This is a genomic window from Oerskovia turbata (assembly GCF_000718325.1).
In the GTDB taxonomy this organism is placed as follows: Bacteria; Actinomycetota; Actinomycetes; order Actinomycetales; family Cellulomonadaceae; genus Oerskovia; species Oerskovia turbata.
In genome coordinates this window covers 209081-225939 of record NZ_JOFV01000001.1, presented here as the reverse complement: position 1 = coordinate 225939, position 16859 = coordinate 209081, and the positions used below count along the sequence as shown (strand labels likewise).

15 protein-coding genes and 1 tRNA gene are annotated in these 16859 nt (G+C 73.8%); 5 read left to right on the top strand and 11 right to left on the bottom strand.

Annotated elements, in window-relative coordinates:
• Positions 1-18 precede the first annotated feature (18 nt).
• From IE95_RS0101035 to groL, 3 genes are all read right to left on the bottom strand, one after another.
• Positions 19-810 (bottom strand): 2,3-dihydro-2,3-dihydroxybenzoate dehydrogenase, encoded by a 792-nt coding sequence (locus tag IE95_RS0101035; protein ID WP_030144109.1) that lies wholly within the window; start codon positions 808-810, stop codon positions 19-21.
• Positions 807-1466, bottom strand: coding sequence for an isochorismatase family protein (locus tag IE95_RS0101030; protein ID WP_030144108.1), 660 nt, complete (start codon positions 1464-1466; stop codon positions 807-809). Before IE95_RS0101030 ends, IE95_RS0101035 begins: the two co-directional genes overlap by 4 nt.
• A gap of 521 nt (positions 1467-1987) precedes the next feature.
• Positions 1988-3622, bottom strand: a complete 1635-nt coding sequence (gene groL, locus IE95_RS0101025; RefSeq protein ID WP_030144107.1) for a chaperonin GroEL — start codon at positions 3620-3622, stop codon at positions 1988-1990.
• Between the two features lie 236 nt (positions 3623-3858).
• Here groL and IE95_RS0101020 point away from each other — a divergent pair, with 236 nt between their 5' ends.
• Positions 3859-5313, top strand: a complete 1455-nt coding sequence (locus IE95_RS0101020) for a glycoside hydrolase family 15 protein (protein ID WP_420819373.1) — start codon at positions 3859-3861, stop codon at positions 5311-5313.
• Positions 5314-5355: 42 nt separating this feature from the next.
• Here the strand turns inward: IE95_RS0101020 and IE95_RS0101015 are convergent, their stop codons facing one another.
• The 4 genes from IE95_RS0101015 to IE95_RS0101000 form a co-directional block, all read right to left on the bottom strand.
• Positions 5356-6846 (bottom strand): phytoene desaturase family protein, encoded by a 1491-nt coding sequence (locus IE95_RS0101015; RefSeq protein WP_240666194.1) that lies wholly within the window; start codon positions 6844-6846, stop codon positions 5356-5358.
• A gap of 5 nt (positions 6847-6851) precedes the next feature.
• Positions 6852-7055 carry a cold-shock protein gene (locus IE95_RS0101010; protein WP_030144104.1) on the bottom strand — a complete coding sequence of 68 codons (204 nt, stop codon included), beginning with the start codon at positions 7053-7055 and terminating at the stop codon, positions 6852-6854.
• Between the two features lie 132 nt (positions 7056-7187).
• Positions 7188-7850 carry a LytR C-terminal domain-containing protein gene (locus tag IE95_RS0101005; protein ID WP_030144103.1) on the bottom strand — a complete coding sequence of 221 codons (663 nt, stop codon included), beginning with the start codon at positions 7848-7850 and terminating at the stop codon, positions 7188-7190.
• Between the two features lie 31 nt (positions 7851-7881).
• A complete protein-coding gene (locus IE95_RS0101000; protein ID WP_030144102.1) occupies positions 7882-8202 on the bottom strand; it encodes a DUF3263 domain-containing protein in 321 nt (106 codons plus the stop codon).
• A 117-nt stretch (positions 8203-8319) separates the two neighbouring features.
• On the opposite strand from IE95_RS0101000, the gene IE95_RS0100995 reads away from it, so the two are divergent.
• Together IE95_RS0100995 and IE95_RS0100990 are read left to right on the top strand one after the other, a co-directional pair.
• The gene (locus IE95_RS0100995) at positions 8320-9072 is read left to right on the top strand and encodes a uracil-DNA glycosylase (protein ID WP_276319043.1); all 753 of its coding nucleotides are present in this window, start codon (positions 8320-8322) and stop codon (positions 9070-9072) included.
• A gap of 144 nt (positions 9073-9216) precedes the next feature.
• Entirely contained in the window at positions 9217-10038 is an 822-nt protein-coding gene (locus tag IE95_RS0100990) for an SGNH/GDSL hydrolase family protein (protein WP_030144100.1), read from the top strand.
• A 118-nt stretch (positions 10039-10156) separates the two neighbouring features.
• Here the strand turns inward: IE95_RS0100990 and IE95_RS0100985 are convergent.
• The 4 genes from IE95_RS0100985 to IE95_RS20290 all read right to left on the bottom strand — a co-directional run bounded on the left by IE95_RS0100985 (position 10157) and on the right by IE95_RS20290 (position 14285).
• Positions 10157-10229 (bottom strand) — tRNA-Thr (locus IE95_RS0100985).
• 164 nt (positions 10230-10393) lie between these two features.
• Positions 10394-11236 (bottom strand): DsbA family protein, encoded by an 843-nt coding sequence (locus IE95_RS0100980; protein ID WP_030144099.1) that lies wholly within the window; start codon positions 11234-11236, stop codon positions 10394-10396.
• 137 nt (positions 11237-11373) lie between these two features.
• Entirely contained in the window at positions 11374-11988 is a 615-nt protein-coding gene (locus tag IE95_RS19345) for a hypothetical protein (RefSeq protein ID WP_129429447.1), read from the bottom strand.
• Between the two features lie 50 nt (positions 11989-12038).
• Positions 12039-14285 (bottom strand): serine/threonine-protein kinase, encoded by a 2247-nt coding sequence (locus tag IE95_RS20290; protein ID WP_051702543.1) that lies wholly within the window; start codon positions 14283-14285, stop codon positions 12039-12041.
• 120 nt (positions 14286-14405) lie between these two features.
• Here IE95_RS20290 and otsA point away from each other — a divergent pair, with 120 nt between their 5' ends.
• Both otsA and otsB read left to right on the top strand, forming a co-directional pair.
• Positions 14406-15896 (top strand): alpha,alpha-trehalose-phosphate synthase (UDP-forming), encoded by a 1491-nt coding sequence (gene otsA, locus IE95_RS0100960; RefSeq protein WP_129429448.1) that lies wholly within the window; start codon positions 14406-14408, stop codon positions 15894-15896.
• Positions 15893-16786, top strand: coding sequence for a trehalose-phosphatase (gene otsB / locus IE95_RS0100955; protein ID WP_036570281.1), 894 nt, complete (start codon positions 15893-15895; stop codon positions 16784-16786). The genes otsA and otsB overlap by 4 nt, the downstream gene beginning before the upstream one ends.
• Positions 16787-16859 lie beyond the last annotated feature (73 nt).

The window sequence follows — 16859 nt, the reverse complement described above, 5'->3', positions numbered from 1 at the left end:
TGCGGGGGGACGGGTACGTCAGCGGAGCGTGGCGCCGCCGTCGACGACGAGCTCGTGCACCGTGATGTGCCGGGCCGCTCCCGAGACGAGGAAGACGACCGCGTCGGCCACGTCCTGCACCTCGGCGAGCCGGCCGAGCGGGATGCCGAGCCGGAAGTCCTCCGGCACCCCGGCCACGACGCGGGCCTCGGCCGACTCGTCGAGGACGGGGACGTCGTCGGGCCCTGGGGACCCGGCGAGCGCCGCGAGCATGGGCGTGCGGGTCGAGCCCGGCGAGACCACGTTGCAGCGCACCCCGTACGGCGCGAGCTCGAGACCGAGCGACCTGGTCAGGCTCGACGCCGCCGCCTTCGAGGCCGCGTACGCCGCCATCCCGACGCGCGGGACGCCTGCCGCGTTCGACGCGACCGTGACGATCGCGCCCCGCCGGCGCTCCGACAGACATCGCGCGACCTCGCGCGAGACGAGGTAGACGCCCGTCGCGTTGACCGCGAGCATGCGCTGCCAGTCCGCGAGCGAGGACTCGGTCACGACGCCGGGGTGCAGGACACCGGCGGCGTTCACGAGGACCTCGAGCGGGCCGATCTCGGCCTCGACCCAGCCGACCAGGCGCACGACGTCCTGCTCGTCGGTCACGTCGAGGCGCACCGGGACGACGGCGCCCTCCGTCGCCTTGCCGGGCGGCGTCGTCGGGACCGCGCCGTCGAGGTCTCCCGCGACGACCACGTAGCCCTGCGCCGCGAGCGCACCCACGACCGCAGCCCCGATGCCGCCCGCGGCACCGGTCACGAGAGCGACCCGCGTGCTCATGCCCCCACCACCGCGGGGACGTGCGCCCCGAGACGGGTCAGCACGTCGTCCGTCGTCCCGACGACCGCGCACCGGTCCGCCGCCCACGCGAGGGCCTGGCGGTGGTGGGCGAGCGAGAAGTCCGCGACGGCGTCGCCGACGAGGAACGGCTGGACGTCGTGCATGAACGCGTCGCACGCCGTGACGAGGCAGCCGATGTGCGCGTAGACGCCCGTCACGACGAGCTGGTCCCGTCCTTGCTCGCGCAGGAGGTCCCGCAGCCCGGTGCGCACGAACGCGTCGTAGCGCCACTTGGTCAGCACGGCGTCCCCCGGCTGCGGAGCGAGCTCGTCGATCACGACGTCCGACCCGTCGTCCAGGATGCCCGGACCCCAGAAGTCGGTGAGCAGCCCGCGGTCGGCGGGGCGCTGCGCGGGTGGCTGGGCGGTCAGGACGACCGGGACACCGATCTCGCGCGCCGTCGCGGCGAGCCGCGAGATGTTGTGGACGGCGGCCCGCAGGGCGGGCGACGCCGGGTCGAACGCGTTCACGAAGTACTGCTGCATGTCGTGCACGAGGAGCACCGCACGGGCAGGGTCGACCTGCCACGTCACGCGGTTGCTCGGGTACTCGTGCGGTGCCGGGCCGTCGTAGGCGGCGATCGTCGGCAGTCCCATGGTCCCCCCAGAGCCAGGCGTGTGAAGCGAGTTAGTTGAATGAGTTAGGTAAACCTTCCCTCACTGAGGTAGACCTAAGCACACACGCTGCCCGCCTGGGAAGAGGCGTCCACGGAACGGACAGATGCCGACAATCTGCCATCTCGCCACCGCCCCCGTGCCCGCCTGCCCCCAACCCCAACCCCAACCCCAACCCCGCCGAGGGTGACGCACCCGACCGCCGACGGTGACGCCGACCAATGCCGAGGGTGACGCACCCGACCGCCGAGGGTGACCTGCCTCCGCCGAGGGGTGCCAGTCAGCCTCGGAGTCGTGGCGTCACCCTCGGCAGCCAAGGGCGTCACCCTCGACAGGCACGCACGTCACCCTCGGCAGTCACGGGCGTCACCCTCGGGGCCTTGGCACGTCCCCCTCGGGGGCCCGGAGACGCCGAAGGGCCGTCCGGCCAGGTCTCCCTGGCCGGACGGCCCTTCGTGTCAGCTGCGCGGGCTCCTACGAGCCCGGCCGCGTGAGCGGACGGATCAGAAGTCCATGCCGCCCATGCCGCCGTCGCCACCGGGCATCGGCTGGTTCTTCTCCGGCTTGTCCGCGACGACCGCCTCGGTCGTGAGGAAGAGCGCTGCGATGGACGCGGCGTTCTGCAGCGCGGAGCGCGTGACCTTGACCGGGTCGTTGACGCCTGCGGCGAGCAGGTCCTCGTAGACGCCGGTCGCGGCGTTCAGGCCGTGGCCCGAGGGGAGGTTGCGGACCTTCTCGGCCACGACGCCACCCTCGAGACCGGCGTTGATCGCGATCTGCTTGAGCGGGGCGTCGATCGCGGCACGCACGATCTGCGCACCGGTCGCCTCGTCGCCGACCAGGTCGGTGATCGCGGCGGTGTCGAACGCGACGGCACCGGCCTGGATGAGGGCCACGCCACCACCGGCGACGATGCCCTCCTCGACGGCAGCCTTCGCGTTGCGGACGGCGTCCTCGATGCGGTGCTTGCGCTCCTTGAGCTCCACCTCGGTCGCGGCGCCGGCCTTGATGACAGCGACACCACCGGCGAGCTTGGCGAGGCGCTCCTGGAGCTTCTCGCGGTCGTAGTCGGAGTCCGACTTCTCGATCTCGGAACGGATCTGGTTCACGCGACCCGCGATGAGGTCGGCGTCGCCGGCACCCTCGACGATCGTGGTCTCGTCCTTGGTGACGACGACCTTGCGCGCCTGGCCGAGCAGGTCGAGGGTCGCGGTCTCCAGCTTGAGGCCGACCGTCTCGGAGATGACCTGGCCACCGGTGAGGATCGCGATGTCCTGCAGCATGGCCTTGCGGCGGTCGCCGAAGCCCGGTGCCTTGACGGCGACGGACTTGAACGTGCCGCGGATCTTGTTCAGCACGAGGGTGGCCAGGGCCTCGCCCTCGACGTCCTCGGCGATGATGAGGAGGCTGCGGCCGGCCTTCATGACCTGGTCGAGCAGCGGCAGCAGGTCCTTGACGTTCGAGATCTTCGACTCGACGATCAGGACGTACGGGTCCTCGAGGACCGCTTCCTGACGCTCGGGGTCGGTCTCGAAGTAGCGGGCGAGGAAGCCCTTGTCGAAGCGCATGCCCTCGGTGAGCTCGAGCTCGAGGCCGAACGTGTTCGACTCCTCGACGGTGATGACGCCTTCCTTGCCCACCTTGTCGAGGGCCTCGGCGATGAGCTCGCCGATCGCGGGGTCACCGGCCGAGATCGCGGCCGTGGCGGCGATCTCTTCCTTGGTCTCGATGTCCTTGGCGGCGACGAGCAGCTGGGCCGTCACGGCCTCGACGGCCTTCTCGATGCCGCGCTTGAGGGCGATCGGGTTGGACCCGGCGGCGACGTTGCGCAGGCCCTCGCGCACGAGCGCCTGGGCGAGCACGGTCGCGGTGGTGGTGCCGTCACCCGCGACGTCGTCGGTCTTCTTGGCGACCTCCTTGACGAGCTCCGCACCGATCTTCTCGTACGGGTCGTCGAGCTCGATCTCCTTGGCGATGCTCACACCATCGTTGGTGATGGTGGGCGCGCCCCACTTCTTGTCGAGGACGACGTTGCGGCCCTTGGGGCCGAGCGTGACCTTCACGGTGTCGGCGAGGACGTTGAGCCCGCGCTCCATCCCGCGACGAGCCTCCTCGTTGAAGGCGATGATCTTTGCCATGGGGATTGATCCTCCGCTGGTGGCGTGTGACGGTCGGTCGGCGCCCGCGACGGACGGCTCGCGCACGCCGGCGTTCATGTCACGCCGACTCGCGGGCCTCACCTGACGACCAGAGAAACCTGTCACTCTCATACCGAGAGTGCTAACGCCATTATTGGCACTCGGCAGGGGCGAGTGCAAGGCCAGGTGTCCCCTATCGCCCGCAGCGGAACGGCGAGCGTCCGGCTCGTCCTAGGATGCGCACTGTGAGGTTCGCGACGACGCGGTGGCGACTGGCGGTGCTCGGGGCAGCGATCGCCCCTGTCGTGGTGCTCGTGACCGCGGGTGCCACCCCCGCGTCCCTGCCGACCGACGTGCACGTCGACCTCTACCAGGACGGCGTCGCGACCGCCGGGGACGGCTCCCTGCTCCGCCTTCCTGACGGCATGGCGGCCACCTACCTCGACGGCAGCCGTGTCCTCGACCCCGCCGCGCTCGATCCCGCGCTGCTCGCCGGAGGCCTCGACCCGGCTGACGGCGAGGTCGACCGGCTGACGGTGGTCGCCGGCTCTCCTCTCTCGGCGGACCGGCTCCTGGACACCGAGGCTGCCGAGCACGCCGCGAGCGCCTCCCGGGCCTGGCTCGCGGACGGCCGGCTCCCGGGCGCCGGCACGCGCTTCGAGGAGCTCGGCGAGGACGCCCTGCTCGACCTGCACGCCCTGACGCTCGAGAACGGCGCCTCGCTCGCGGCCCCCTCCCCGAAGTGGCGCTTCGTCTGGCCCCGGGACGCGTCCTTCACGGCGGCGGCCTATGCCCGGACCGGTCACGTGGGGGACGCGCTGCGGGTCCTGGACTTCCTGCGGTCGGTCCAGGAGCCCGACGGGTCGTTCCAGGCGCGCTACCGACCTGACGCCTCGGGCGTGCCGGACGACCGGGGCGGCCAGTCGGACGGCAACGGGTGGGCCTTGTGGTCGGCCTGGATCGTGCTCGACGAGGTCGACGACCCGCAGGACCGGGCTGCGGCGCACGATCGGCTCGGCCCGCTCGTCGACGCCTCGACCGCTCACGTGCTCACCCTGCTCGACGAGGACACGGACCTGCCACCCCCGTCGAGCGACTACTGGGAGGTCCGCCCGACCGAGCTCACGCTCGGCACCGCGGCGCCCCTGCTCGCGGGCCTCGAGGCGGCTCGTTCGATCTATGCCGACGACGAGCGGTGGGCGTCGGCGGCCGACGCCGCTCGTGCCGCCGCTCGTCTGCGCACGGCGATCGAGGGGCGCTTCGGCCCCCGGGGCTATCCGCGGCACGCGTCAGGCGGCCCGCAGGACGCGGCGACGACGTTCGCCCTGCCGCCGTTCCAGCCCACGGCCCTGGAGGGGGCCGACGAGGCGTGGCGGTCGTCGGTGATGTCGATGCTCCGGCCCGCCGGCGGCGTGGCGCCGGGGGCGGGCTGGCGCACCGACGGCATCTCGTGGACGCCCCAGACGGCGCTCTTCGCTCTGGCCGGCGCCTCGACGGGCGAGGTCGGGGCCGCGGAGAGCTGGCTCGACTGGCTCGACACCCATCGGACGGCCTCGGGCGCGATCCCGGAGAAGGTTCTCGCGGACGGTTCCCCTGCGGCGGTCGCACCGCTCACGTGGAGCTCGGCGCTCGTGGTGCTGACGCTCGTCGAGCTGGAGGAGCAGCGCACGGCAGGCGCGGCGCTTCCCTGAGCGTCGTTCGACCCTGTCCGACGGCGCCGCCCGGGCCGGGCGTCAGGGGGCCAGTCGTGGCGGGTGCGGCAGGTCGAACTCGCGGTGCAGCACGCGCCGCGCGGCGTACCAGCCGCCGAGCCCGTGGACACCGGGGCCGGGGGGCGTGGAGGCCGAGCAGAGGTAGACGCCGTCGAGGCCGGTCGCGTAGGGGTCGAGGCGCGCGGTCGGGCGCGCGATCACGCGCCAGAGGCTGACGGCCCCCGCCGCGATGTCCCCACCCACGTAGTTGGCGTTGTGCTCGCTCATGCGCGCGGCAGGCACGCAGCGTGAGGTCACGACGACGTCGCGGAAGCCGGGTGCGAAGCGTTCGATCTGCGCCGTGATCGCCTCGGTGACGTCGAGCGTGGAGCCGGCGGGGACGTGCGCGTACGCCCACAGGGGCCGCAGGTCGCCCACGAGGCGGGACGGGTCGACGACCGTCGGGTCGCTCACGAGCACCATGGGGCGCTCGGCGTGCGTGCCTGCCGCGACCGCGGCCTCGGCGGCGGCCATCTCCGCGCGCGTTCCACCCACGTGGACGGTTCCCGCTCTCCCGACGTCGGCGTGCTGCCACGGCACCGGCCCGCGCAGGACGAAGTCGACCTTGGCCGCTGCGTTGCCGTAGGGGAACGCGGTGAGCGCTCGGGCGGCCCGGCCGGTCAGGCGGGACCCGAAGACCTCGACGACCGTGCGCGGGGTGGTGTCGAAGATGATCGCGCGTGCTGGAGGCAGGTCCGACTCCGAGCGGACCGGGTGGTCGGTCACGACCTGGCCGCCGTGCGCCTCGAGGTCCGCGACGAGCGCGGTCATGATCGCTCCTGACCCCCCTCGGGGGATGGGCCAGCCGCCGTCGGTGTGCGCGAGCGAGGCGAGCAGCATCGCGACCCCGGCCGAGGCGAGCGAGGGCATGGGGGCGATCCCGTGGGCGGCGACCCCCGTGAGGAGAGCCGGTGCGACGTCCCCCACGAAGCGCCGGTCCCACAGGCCCGTGCCCTGCTCGAGGACCCCGAGGCCGAACCGGGCCGCGGTCGGCGCCCCGCGCGGAAGGAGGCCTGCGGGGATGCTGCGCTTGTCACCGAGCGCCGTCGCGACCGCGTGCCCGGGCTGCCGGGACAGCGAGCCGAGGAGCGAGCGCCACGCGGCGCCGTCGGGTCCCAGAGCGTCGACGGTCCGGTCGAGGTCCCGGTAGGCGATCCCCGCGCGACCGCCCGGCAGCGGCTGGGCGTAGGAGACCTCCGGGACGAGCAGCTCGACACCGCGCGACGGCAGGTCGAACGCCTGGAAGAAGGGCGACGCCCACGCCATGGGGTGCACGGCCGAGCAGATGTCGTGGACCATGCCCTCGGCCAGCCCGAGGTCCAGCGTGCGAGATCCCCCGCCGGCCGTGGGCTGCGCCTCCAGGACGCGCACGGACAGCCCGGCCCGGGCGCACGTCACCGCCGCCGCGAGCCCGTTGGGGCCCGACCCGACGACGACGACGTCGACCTCGGTCAGGTGCCGGGCGGGGGTCACGGCGCTCAGAGCGCGCGCACCTGCTCGGCCTGGGGGCCCTTCTGTCCCTGCCCCTGCTCGTACTCGACCTGCTGACCCTCGTCGAGCGAGCGGTAGCCGTCGCTCTGGATCGAGCTGAAGTGGACGAAGAGGTCCGGCCCGCCCGAGGCGGGGGTGATGAACCCGAAGCCCTTCTCGGCGTTGAACCACTTCACGGTGCCCTGTGCCATCAACGTCTCCTCGTGCGTACGAACCGGGTGCGAGCAGCGGAGCATGGGACGCCCCGTGGTGGGATCGAGCCTAGTGGCAGAGGTCACACGAGGAAAGCACGGGCCAGGCGCAGGATCGGCGGGACCGGGCGATCAGGGAGCGGGGGTGAGTGCCGACTTCAGGACCACGACGACGTCCCCCTCGCGCACCTGCGTCTCGGTCATCTGCTCGGCCGGGATGCCGAGGATCGCCGCGACGGCGGTCGCCGTCTCCTTGCGGTTCTCGGTGTACCACACGGTGTTCACCGTGAGGCCGGAGTCGCCGGGGTAGTCCTCGGCCTTGGTCTGGGTGAAGCCCTGCGCGTCCAGCGCGTCCTTGCCGGTCCGTGCCTCACCGGCGGGCCCACCGTCGTTCAGGACCCGGACGTACGCACCCTTGTCCGCGACGGCGAGCAGGGCCGTGAGGTCGGTGGCGGGGGCCGTCGGCGTCTCCTCCGTGACGGGGGGCTCCTCCGTGACCGGGGGCTCCTCCACGACCGGTGGCTCCTCCGTGACCGGGGGCTCCTCCACGGCCGCGCCGTCGGCCGGCTGCTCCGCCGCGGGCTTGTCGGCCTCCACCGGGGCCTTCTGGCCGAGCCCGCCGGAGATCGCGGCGACCCCCCCGACCGCGAGACCTGCGAAGATCACGGCGACGAGGAGAAAGGGCCACGTCTTGCTCCAGCCGCTGCGCGGAGCGCGATAGACCCCCACGGGTGCGCCCTCGGGCGCGGGGACGTCGAACTCGTCAGGCGCGTAGGGGTAATCGCTCTTGCTCACGCCGACAGGTTAGCCCGACTTGGCCCAGCGACTAAATGTCGCCGAGGCGACGGGCCGACCGCGCGCGCTGCCGGGTGGACCGCATCCGCCGCAGACGCTTGACGAGCATGGGGTCGTGCGCAAGAGCGGCCGGGGAGTCGATCAAGGTGTTGAGTGCCTGGTAGTAGCGCGTCGCGGTCATGTCGAAGAGCTCACGGACCGCCTGCTCCTTGGCACCGGCGTACTTCCACCACTGGCGCTCGAAGGCCAGGATCTCCTGGTCGCGGGCCGAGAGCCCCGATTCCGTGGCGGCCGCGTCGTCCGGCTCAGCGGGTGCGACGAGGTGCTCGGTCGCGGCGAACGCTTCGCTCATGGGCAAGATCCTCACTCGTCGGGACGCGGCCCGCTTCTCGGGAGCAGGCACCTGGACCGCACCAGCCTACGCGCGAACCACAACCATGTCATTCACCCGCTCGCGTACCCTCGCCGCGTGAACAGCTTCGCGACGCCACCGTCCCCGGTACCGTCCCCTGACGCCCTCGAGCAGGTCCCCGCGACCGGCGGCCACCGCCCGCTCGCCGAGATCATGGCCCCGGACTGGGCCGAGGCGCTGACCCCCGTCGAGCCCCGGCTGCGGGCCGTGGGCGACTTCCTGCGCGCCGAGGCCGCGGCCGGACGCCCGTACCTGCCTGCGCCGTCGGACGTCCTGCGTGCCTTCCAACGACCGCTGGCCGACGTGCGTGTCCTGATCGTGGGCCAGGACCCCTACCCGACCCCCGGGCACGCGATGGGCCTGTCCTTCTCCGTCCAGCCGCACGTGCGCCCCGTCCCGCGCTCGCTCCAGAACATCTACGCCGAGATGGCGACCGACCTCGGCACCCCTACGCCCGTGCACGGTGACCTGTCCGCGTGGAGCGACCAGGGCGTCATGCTGCTCAACAGGGTCCTGACGGTCGGCGCGGGAGACACCGGCTCGCACCGCCGCAAGGGCTGGGAGGCCGTCACCGAGGCCGCGATCCGCGCGCTCGTGGCCCGCGACCAGCCGCTCGTCGCGATCCTCTGGGGCCGTGACGCCGCGACGCTCAAGCCCCTCCTGGGCGACACCCCGGTCGTCGAGAGCGCGCACCCGAGCCCGCTGTCGGCTCGCCGCGGGTTCTTCGGGTCACGGCCCTTCTCGCGCGTCAACGAGCTGCTCGTGGCCCAGGGGTCGGCGCCGGTCGACTGGACGCTGCCGACGACCTGACGCGGCGGGCCGGGCACAGCGTGCCAGGGCGGGCCACCGCAGGCCACGGCGCGACCTCGGACGACCGCACCGCGCCACCGGGGCCGCGCTGCGCCGTCGGGAATCTCACGGGACGCCCCGCGCCCCGTGTCACACAATGGACCGGTGACCACCTCGCACCCCACCGATGAGAACGCGCCCCGCTGGGCCAGCTACGTCGCGATCGGCGACTCGTTCACGGAAGGACTCTGGGACCCCTACCCGAACGACCCGGACCGCCAGCGCGGCTGGGCCGACCTCCTCGCAGGGCACCTGTCGACGCGACGCAGCGCCGCAGGCCGGGCACCGCTCGAGTACGCCAACCTCGCGATCCGCGGCCGGCTCCTGCGCTCGATCCTCTCGGAGCAGGTCCCGGCAGCGCTCGCGCTCAAGCCCGACCTGGTGAGCCTCGTCGGCGGCGGCAACGACATCCTGCGCCCCGCAGCCGACATCGACCGCCTGGCCCGCAACCTCGACCATGCCGTCGGGCGCCTGCGTGCCGAGGGCATCGACGTCCTGCTCGGCACGGGCTTCGACACGTCGGGCTCGCCCCTCGTGGGCCTCACGCGCGGCCGGGTGGGCGTGTTCAACGCGCACATCTGGTCGATCGCGCGCCGCCACGGCGCCCACGTCCTGGACCTGTGGGGCATGGCGTCGCTGCACGACTGGCGCATGTGGTCCGACGACCGCATCCACCTCACGCCCGACGGGCACCAGCGCGTGGCCCAGGCCGCGCTCGTGGGCCTCGGCCAGGCGCCCGACGACGCCGCGTGGGACGACCCGTTGTCGCCCCTTCCCCCCGTCCCCCTCCTCGACCGTGCACGGCAGAACGCCGAGTGGGTGCGCGTGCACGTGTACCCGTGGGCGACGCGACGCCTCCGGGGCCACTCGTCGGGCGACCTGCGCGAGCCCAAGGCGCCCGCGCTGACGCCGGTGCAGTCGCAGTAGACGGGCCGGCCGGGCGGCGCCGCGCGACCGCGACCGCGACCGCGACCGCGCTCGGGGTCGGGGTCGGGCTCAGGCCGCCGACGTCCCCGGACGACGCCGGCCTGCGTGGTGGGACCGGAGCCGCCTGTCGGGTTCGAACCGACGACCTTTCGCTTACAAGGCGAGTGCTCTACCAGCTGAGCTAAGGCGGCACGCCACCCGGAGGGCAGCGGCACCGTGAGGTGCGCGAACAGCCTACCGGGTGCCGGGCGTGCGGTGGACGCGGGGCGAGCGGTCGGTCGGCGTCCGTCCCTCACCAGGGACGGACGCCGACCGACGCACGCTGCCGCGAGCGCACCGCGAGCGACCGGGCAGGTCAGCCCTTGGCTGCCTCGACGGCCTTCTTGAGCTCGGCCGGGTCGGTCCAGTTGCCGTCCCAGCGCTCGCCGTTGATCGTGATGGTCGGCGTGCCGAAGCCACCGGTCTGCGGGTTGGCGAGGTCGGGGTTCTGCGTCGCGAGGTTCGTGGCGCCCTCGACCCAGTCGCCGAACTCGTCGACCGCTGCACCCGCGGCGATCTCGTCGGCCACGTCGGCCGGGACGCCCGCGGTCTTGGCGATCTCCGCGATCTGCGCGTCGGTCAGCGTCTCCTTGTTCTCCTCGGGCTGGTTGGCGAACATCGCCGAGTTGAACGCGTTGAACTGGGCGGGGGCGTGCTCGGCGACGTACGCGGCAGCGGCGGCCGAGCGGGTGGAGAACTCCTGCGCGTTCGTCATGCGGTTGAGGATCGCGACGGGGTGCTGGACGAGGGTGATGTCCCCGGCCTCGCGCATCTCGTCGATCGAGGCGGAGTTGACCTGCTCGAAGTCACCGCAGATGGGGCACATGTAGTCGAAGTACACGCCCAGCTCGACGGCGCCCTCGGTGCTGGTCCCGGCGGCGCCGTCCGTGCCGATCGGGATGCCGCCCGTGTCGTTGGCCGTGGCGGGGGCGGTGACACCGGTCATGGGTGCGGTGGTGCGCGCCTCCTTCTGGTTCATCGCGGGGATGAAGACCCAGAGGAAGGCGCCGATGAGCACGGCGAGCCCACCGACGAGGGCGCCGATGGTGATCGCACGGTTGCGCTTGTCGCGCTTGGCCTGGGCCTCGCGCAGCGCGAGGGCTTCGGCGCGGGCAGCGTCGCGGCGGTCGGCCTTGGTCTGACGGGGTTCGTTCGACATGGGAGTCCTTGGAGGTCGTGTGGTGGCGCGGCCCCACGCGGGGGCGCACTGGTCGCGAGGGTAGCGGTCCGTGCCACGCGTGCCCAGGGTGCGGGTGGCACCGGGTCGCGCGGCGGTGACGAGTCGGGATCGAGTCGTCAGGCGGCCGCGAGCGCGGCGGGTGGCCCGCGCAGGGAGCGCACCGCGGCGAGCGCGAGGTGGTGCAGCACCTTGGTCGCGGACCGCACGACCTGCCGGCACGAGAGGGCGACGGGTGCGAGCGGCGCCCGCAGGAGGGCGACGGCGCGGCGCGGGCTCAGGACGGCGGTCGCCCGGTCACGGACGCGCAGGGCCTCGGCGGCCAGCCCGCACCCGGCGAGGAGCAGCGCGAGGTGGGCGAGCAGCACCGGCAGCGCGAGCACGCCGACGACCGTGACCACGCGGGTGGGGTCTCCCCCGAGCGCGGCGGTGCCGGCGGGGCAGTCGGCGGTCTCCCGCAGGAGGGCCAGGTGCACGCCTGCGACCCCCCAGCCGCCCGGGGCGGGCACGCACTGGTGGACGAGGCTGAACCCGCGGTCGGCGAGGAGCGTCAGGGTCCCGACGACCAGGAGGAAGCCTGCGACGACGAGCGAGGTCGCGGCGGTCAGCGACCGCCCCAGCAGGCGCTCGGGGCGGTCCGTGCGCGCGCGCGGGCGGGCCGCGGGTGCGGCCTCGCTCGGGGCTGTCCCGGAGGTCGCGCCGGTCGGCGCTCCCGGGGCGGACGTCCTGGTCACGGGCTCAGGGTACCCGCGCATTCTGAGAGTTTCCGGTGAGTCGCGGGGCGTCACAGGCTGGGCGGCGGTCCCGGGAAGGGGGCCCAGTCGATCGGCGCCCCGTCGCCGAGGGGGAAGAGCACGATCGCTGCGAGGACGAGCCCGGCGAGGACCAGGAAGATCGCCCCGACGCGGCCGGGGGCCACGTGCGCGAGCGTGGTGCGCGCGCCGTACCGGGTGAGGCCGGACAGCGGCCCGAACCACGCGAGCAGCACCGTGACCACCATCGCGACGCACAGCACGACCGTGAACACCCAGGGTTCGTTGGCGCCGCCGACCGACCGCGCCTCGACGGTCTGCTGCGGCGCGAGGACGAGCATCCCGGGCGCGAGCAGCCACCACGAGCCCACGACGAGCAGCACGCCCCCGCACAGCGCGACGAGCAGCGAGGGTACGGCGCCGACGACCGCGCGCAGCGCGTACCAGGGCACCGCGACCACCGAGCGCACGCCGTCGCTGCGCTGGACACCCTTGCGCTCGCGACGGCCGTGGAACGAGTCAGCCCCCACCCCGACGACGCGCAGCACGACCACGACCACGGCGAGGAGCACGAACGCGATGCCCGGGTACGTCCCGGCGAGCAGCACGAGCGGCAGCCCGAGGGCCGCGACGGTCCCGGCGCGCCGCCGGTGGGCGGGTCGGGCGTAGCCGGACGCGGACACCTCGCCGAGGGGCTGGCCGAACGCGTCGAGCGGGTCGCCACCCTCGGTTCCGGCCACCTGCGCGCCACGCCCCTTCCGCCTGCCCGACGCCGGAGCGTCCGCGGGAGGAGCGGGCTGCGGCGCGTACGGGCCCTGGGACGGCGGGGGGTACGGGCCCTGGGCGGGCGGGTACGCCCCGGGTGGCGCCGAGGGGGCCGGGGGTTGCCTCAGGGTGGGCTGCTGGACGGCGGGCTGCACCGCGGTCGGCGACATGGCCGTCGGCGGCATGCTGGTCGGCGGCATCGTCGGCACCGCGACGGTCCGGCCGTCGTTCGCGATGATCTGGGTCGCGGCGAGCGGCGGGATCGACGGTGCGGTCGGGGTCGGCCGCGGCACGGGCACTGCCGAGCGCACGGTCGGGACGACGCTCGTCGGCTGGACGTCCCCGGCCGAGGCCGGCAGGGCGACGGTCGCCGCGGCACCGGACGCACCGGCACCCGCGGTGGCCACCGCGCCACCGCCGGCCCCGTTCGCGGCAGCGGGCGCCGCGGCCCCCACGGCGGCCGCTCGCTCGGCAGCGGCGAGCGTGCCTCCGGCGGCGGCCACGGCGGCGGTACCGGCGAGCGCCGCGCCACCGGCCGCCCTGCCCCCACCACCGGCGCTCCCCCCTCCCCCGAGGTGGTGCGGGACGACCGCCGTCGCGCCCGTGGCGGGCGACGCCGTCGGGCCGTCTCCCTCCTGGGCCACGCGGTGCAGGACCGCGGCGACCTCCGACGGGCCGAGCCGGGAGGCCGGGTCCGCCCGCAGCGCCGCCGCGAGCGCCGCGGCCGTCCGCGGCCCCAGCCCGTCGAGGTCCGCCTCTCCCGACCGGGCGCGCGCGAGCACGGCCTCGACCGGGCGCATGCCGAACGGTGGGCGACCGGTCGCGGAGAACGCGAGCAGCGCCGCCCAGCCCCACCAGTCGCTGTTGGCGCTCGGGGCCGCGCCCTCGAGGAGCTCGGGGGCCAGGTAGCCCGGTGTGCCCATGACGAGGCCGGTCGAGGTCGCACGGGCCTCGTCGAGCCCGTGCGCGATGCCGAAGTCGATGAGGACCGGGCCGTTCTCGGTCACCAGGACGTTGCTGGGCTTGAGGTCGCGGTGCACGACCCCTGCCGCATGGACCGCCTCGAGCGCCTCGGCGAGCTGGTCCGCGAGCTCGAACAGGTCGCGCGCGTCGAGCGGGCCGCCCGTCGCGATCTCCTCCTCGAGGTTGGGGCCGTCGACGAGCTCGGTCACGATGAACGCCTCGGAGCCGTCGAGCTCGACGTCGAGGATCTGCGCGACCGCGGGGTGCCGCAGGCGCTGGAGGGCGACGGCCTCGCGGCGAAGGCGCTCGCGCCCCTGCGCGTCGACGTCGAGGTGCGCGTGCAGGAACTTGATCGCAACGAGGTTCCCGCCGCCGTCCTCGGCCTCGTAGACCGCGCCCATCGCGCCGGCGCCGAGCCGCGCGAGGATGCGGTACCCGCCGACCTCGCTGCCCGTGGGCAGGCCGCCGCGCCGCGCGGCACCGCTGCTCCGCGCCGGGTCGAGCGCCGGGTCGTGCGCCGGGTCGGCTGGTCTGCTGCTGGCCTCCTCCATGGTGTCAAGGTATCGACAAATCGGGGCCCTGCCCTGCGCTCCCGGGAGCACGCAGGACGCGACACCGATAACCTGGGTGGAGTTTCACCAAAGTTCAACCGAATACCAAGGAGATCTCCATTGACTGGCAAAGACGGCTACGACCTCGTCGTGGTGTCCAACCGGCTCCCCGTCGACTTCACGGTCGACGACGAGGGGCACGTCGACTGGAAGCGCTCCCCCGGGGGACTCGTGACCGCGCTCGAACCCGTCATGCAGAAGTCCGACGGCGCCTGGGTCGGCTGGTCCGGAGCCCCTGACCTCGAGGTCGACCCGTTCGACGCCGACGACATGCGCCTGGTGCCCGTGACGCTGTCCGCGACCGAGATCGAGCGCTACTACGAGGGCTTCTCCAACGACACGCTCTGGCCGCTCTACCACGACGTGATCGCTCCCCCCGCGTTCCACCGGCAGTGGTGGGACGCGTACCGCCGCGTCAACCAGCGCTTCGCCGACGCCGCCGCCGCGCAGGCCGAGCAGGGCGCGACCGTCTGGGTCCACGACTACCAGCTCCAGCTCGTGCCACGCATGCTGCGCGAGCAGCGCCCCGACCTGAAGATCGGGTTCTTCAACCACATCCCGTTCCCACCGCTCGAGCTCTTCCAGCAGCTCCCGTGGCGACGCCAGGTGATCGACGGGCTCCTGGGCGCCGACCTCATCGGGTTCCAGCGCGCGGGCGACGCGTCCAACTTCATCCGCGCCGTGCGCCGCCTCACGGGCTACACGACCCGCGGCCCCATCGTGACCGTCCCCGGCGACGAGGACCGCCCCTCGCGCAACGTCCGCGCCGCGGCCTTCCCCATCTCGATCGACTCCCGGACGTTCGACGAGCTCGCCCGGACCCCCGAGGTCCAGGCCCGCTCGCGCGAGATCCGCGCCGACCTGGGCGACCCCGAGTGCATGATGCTCGGCGTCGACCGCCTCGACTACACCAAGGGCATCCGCCACCGCATCAAGGCCTACGGCGAGATCCTCCAGGACGGGCGCATCGACGTCGAGCACGTCACGCTCGTCCAGGTCGCGAGCCCGAGCCGCGAGAACGTCGGCGCCTACCAGGAGCTGCGCGAGCAGGTCGAAGGCCTCGTGGGCCGCATCAACGGCGAGTACGCCGAGATCGGCCACGCCGCGATCCACTACCTGCACCACTCCTACCCGCCCGAGGAGATGGCCGCGCTCTACCTCGCGGCCGACGTCATGCTCGTCACCTCGCTGCGCGACGGCATGAACCTCGTCGCCAAGGAGTACATCGCGGCCCGCTCCGACGACCGCGGCGTCCTGGTCCTCTCGGAGTTCACGGGGGCCGCCGACGAGCTCGCGGGCGGCGCGCTGCTCGTCAACCCCCACGACATCGACGGCATGAAGGACATCATCGTCGCGGCCGCGAACATGGACGTGCGCGAGCAACGCAAGCGCATGCGCCGCCTGCGCCGCCGCGTGCTCGCCGACGACGTCTCGAAGTGGTCCGAGTCGTTCCTCGGCGTGCTCCAGGCCATGCCCTCGCGCGACACGCCCCGCACCCACGCCCCGTCCCGCCCCACGGACGAGGCACCCGTCGAAGGGGAAGGCGCGTGACGGCGTCGGGAACCTCTCAGACCGAGGTCGGCGGACCCGCCGACCTCGGCGTGGCCCTCGCGACCCTCGCGGCCGCCGCGACGCCCCACCAGGACGCAGGGACCGGACCCGTCCTGGTCGCCAGCGACTTCGACGGGGTCCTCGCCCCCCTCGGGGACGACCCGCTCGCGTCACGCCCCACCCCGGCCGCCGCCGCAGCCCTCGCGCGCCTCGCGGCGTGCGGACCCGACCGGGTGCGCGTCGCGCTCGTGTCGGGCCGCCGGATCGAGGACCTCGCGCACCTCGCCTCGCCGCCGCCCGGTGCGCTCCTCGTCGGCAGCCACGGGGCAGAGACGGGCGAGGTGCTCGCACCGCTGCGGGACGGAACCGACGACGAGCGCTCGGTGCGTGCCGACGGGACGGCGGCACGCGTCCGCCTCGTCCCCGTCGCGCTCGACGAGGCGCAGCGCGACCTGCTCGCCGACGTCGCATCCGGCCTCGAGGAGATCGCGGCACCGATCGAGGGTGCCTGGGTCGAGCACAAGCCCTCGGCCGCGGTGCTCCACACCCGCCTGTCACCCGTCGGGCCCGCGCACACCGCGTCGGCCGCTGCCGTCGAGCTCGGGGACCGGCTCGGCGCGCACGTCATGGCCGGGAAGAACGTCGTCGAGATCGCGGTCACCAGGACCTCCAAGGGCATCGCGCTCGACACGCTGCGCGCGCGGCTCGGCTCCCCCGCCGTGCTCTACCTGGGCGACGACGTGACCGACGAGCGGGCCTTCGCGGTGCTCGGCCCGGCCGACGTGGGCATCAAGGTGGGCGAGGGCGAGACCCTCGCCACGTACCGCGTCGCCGACCCCGCCGGCGCCGCGGCCGCACTGACCACGCTCGCCGACCTGCTGGACTCCTGAGAACCCCTGAGAACCCCTGACGACCACGACCGTGACCCGGACGTGACCCGGGTGTGACGGAGGACTCAGGAAC